At 30.3% G+C, this 3332-nt stretch carries 2 protein-coding genes and 1 pseudogene; all 3 read left to right on the forward strand.

The genetic code is table 11. The features are described from left to right. Nucleotides 1-266 precede the first annotated feature (266 nt). Entirely contained in the window at nucleotides 267-1013 is a 747-nt protein-coding gene (locus tag AB3I00_RS14425) for a restriction endonuclease (RefSeq protein ID WP_368025587.1), read from the forward strand. Nucleotides 1014-1027: 14 nt separating this feature from the next. Beyond that, nucleotides 1028-2275, forward strand: a complete 1248-nt coding sequence (locus AB3I00_RS14430; RefSeq protein WP_368025588.1) for a hypothetical protein — start codon at nucleotides 1028-1030, stop codon at nucleotides 2273-2275. A 59-nt stretch (nucleotides 2276-2334) separates the two neighbouring features. After that, nucleotides 2335-3332: pseudogene (locus tag AB3I00_RS14435) on the forward strand (hypothetical protein); the annotation flags it as partial.

Consider the following 3332-nt stretch of genomic DNA (forward strand, 5'->3'; position numbering starts at 1 on the left):
GGTCGTGATTGAAAATTTTTTATCAACATTTAGTTCAGGTATATATAGGTAAGAAATGTTTTATTTTTTTTACTTTTTTATCTAAAAAAAAAGAATATGGATAGCTATTGATTTGATAATCTACTTATATAAAAGCGAAAAGTCTATTTTTCTTTTTAGGAGAATTATTTAGAGAATCATAAGATTAAATTCAAGTACAATTAATTACAAAAAATTGATGTCTAATTAACTTGATATACTTTGAGTTTAAGAAAGGTGATTAGGATATGTTAAAAAAGTTAAAAGAAAAGATGGTAAGTAATAATCAAAAACGTAGTGCCAATAATTCTAATCTTGAACAAAAAATGCGTAAAAATGTGGATGCTCCATTTATATTGACAAATGATGAAAAGACAGTGATTGATTTTTTAAGTGATATGGACAAAAAATTTGGTTATGATGATTCTGCTAAAAAGAAACAAGGAGATTATTTTGAATTTTTTTTAGCTGCAGTGTTTCGACTAGCTGGATACGAAGTGACAATTACAAAAAAAGAAAATAATTTTTTGAATAGTGCTTATGTTGGAGATGGTGGAGTAGATTTAATTTTAATTAAAAATGGCGAAAAGATAGCTGTTCAAGCAAAATCAAAAAGATTAAATACTGGAAATGAGTTTTCTAAATGGATTGATTCAAAACAAGTAAAAGAATTTTGTGGCTTTTCTAATGCTAAATGGGATAGAACGATGTTTATTACTACGAGCTTTTTTAATAGTTATGCTATTAAAGAAATAAAGCATAATGAAAAGGCAAAAGATATTGAATGGTATGATCGTTTTGATTTGCTGAAAATGTTAAATGAATTAATACCTGATACCATGCTTAAATATCAATTATTGAGCACTTTTCCAAAAGAAGAAAATAAAGAAGTAACATTTTGTAAGAAATGCAATCGAGGGATTAGAGTGAAGAGATGGAGTGTCAAAAAAAGGAAGTATTATTATGAATGTTCTGTAAATTGTGAGCAAGTCTAAAAAGGAGTTTTGATATGAATATGAAGAAGTGGAATATGTTAAGTAAAATAGAAAAAGGAAGTATTGTTTGTATTGGTGCGGTTGTATTGTTTGGCAGTGTTTTAGGTGGCTATAAAGCGTATGCTGATAGACAAAAACAACAAGACGAAAATGAAGTAAAAGAAGTAGTGATTGGCAATCGAAGCATGTTAGAAGAAAAAGGAAAAATAAATTCTGAGATAATTAGTTTGGTAGATGATAAAGGATTTTTGAAAAAGGGAATTAGCCAACAAGAGATTTCTAATGCGATTGATGAATTAGAAATGAGCTATGAAGCGGTGAATTCAGCAGAAAAAAAAATGAAGGATAAAAAAGAGTTATTCGCTTCATATGCTTCAGTTTATAATTCAAATAAAGAAATGATTGATACGATTCAAAAGAAATTTTCAATTCAACAGTCTATAAATGAAATGTTTGAATCTAAAGATAATAAATTTGTGATTGATGGCTCAGAGGTTAATAAAGAGTTGTCAATTGTAAAAACGATTGATGATAAAAAAATAGAAAGTTGTCAAAAGGATTTGACTACTATAGCTAATGATGATTGGAAAAGTGCTATTTCTTCTTTGATTGAAATTGTTAAAACGCAAAAGGAACAAATGAGTGAAGCGACAAATCTAGTAAATGGGCTTTTTGATAAAGAAAAGCCAAAAGCTGATGTTTCAAAAGAAAATTATGATAAAGCGAAATCAGCGGTTGCTAAAGTAAAGAATGAAGAAGTAAAAAAAGAACTGAATGCTAAATTGGACAAAGTGAAACAAGTTCTTGATGAGCGTGAGAAAAAAGAAGAACAAGAGAAACAAGCACAAAAAGAAAATACAACTGAACCTTTAGCTAATCCTAATGCAACTGTTGAAAGCACGAACGAGGAAGTAGTAGATCAAGGGCAGGGGTCAGTACAAACCAATGAAAATGTAGTAGCTGATACAAATACAGATGGGTATAGTGACAGTTATTCGGCGCAGACAACAGCACCGCAGTATTCAAGTGGACAATCGGCAAGTTCAGGGTCTACGCAGTCGCAATCAAGTGGTAATTCAGTAGGACAACAGGTTCCTTATCAACAAGAGTATTCTGGAACTCGCTATGGAAGTTTTGAAGATGCTGATAAGGCTGGGGGAGAAAATTTAGAGCACTACGGAATTGAAGGAGAGATTGATATGAGTACTGGAGAGCCAACTGGAGAAGCATATTTGAGTGATTTAAGTGGATTTGATAAATAATTAAAAAAAGCAATTAGATGTGATAGTCTAATTGCTTTTTTATTTTGGAGGAGATTTTAATGAGAAATAAAATTTCATTATTACTAATGATGATTTCGTGCTTTTTTTGTATAGCAATTAAACAAGGGAATGCAGAAGAGGTAACTGAACAATCTTTAGATGAACAGCTCCGAATACTGTTAAAAGAAAATCAATTAATGTTTAATGAAGAAGGGGAATTAGTATCTAGTGTTAATCCAGCTAATTCGTACTTGTCGAATGAAGTATATGAAAAAATTATACAAATTAAGGAACGACAAGAGGCAATTGAAGACAGAACATATGGCAAACCCCGTGTGCAAAAAAATAATAACGGTGTAATTATTGTGCCACCAGAGGAAAATTTGAACACAGTCTATTATTCAAGAAATGGAGGGGCACCAGAATATGGTTGGTATGGTAAAAAGTTAGCGAATGGGAGACCTGCTTTTTGTATTCAGCCGAATGTGGCGTTAGCAATAGGTAATAACGTAGGATTTTCTACACGAACCTATAATAATATGAGAGCTTCGATTGCTGCTTATTATGGCTATTATAAACAACCTAGTCTAATAAATAAATTTTATACTGAAGGTTTGATGAATGAAATTATTAATAATGGATCATTTAAGATTCATTCTGATAGTAGTGGAAGAACCAGTCAAGCAAAATATAATGCATGGAAAAAAGCAGTGTTGGCAAAAACTGATACTTATTTTACTAATTGTAGTTTAAAAGATAAAACTTATACATTAAAGCTAGGACAAACGTTAAAACTCAAAGACAGTGCTAATGTATTGAGTTATTATGGTTTGTCTAATAATAGTGTTGGAATTTCAGTGAAACAAAGTGGAAATAATTTGGAATTGAAAGCAAATAAAAATTCAAAAAACAATGGTTCTTTAAAATTTGTGTATAAGTTAGATTCTGGCTATAGTTATACGCCCATGATTTATAGTCATGCTTATTTGCAAAATTGCTATGTATCGGGAAGATATGCAAAAGATCCCAAAAATTTTACTATTAATATTAAAGTACA

This window comes from Enterococcus sp. C76 (assembly GCF_040886985.1).
GTDB lineage: Bacteria > Bacillota > Bacilli > Lactobacillales > Enterococcaceae > Enterococcus_B > Enterococcus_B lactis.

What these genes read in the sequence shown, in the direction of transcription:
- AB3I00_RS14425 (WP_368025587.1), top strand. Translation starts at nt 267, where the DNA reads ATGTTAAAAAAGTTAAAAGAAAAGATGGTAAGTAATAATCAAAAACGT.
- AB3I00_RS14430 (WP_368025588.1), top strand. Translation starts at nt 1,028, where the DNA reads ATGAATATGAAGAAGTGGAATATGTTAAGTAAAATAGAAAAAGGAAGT.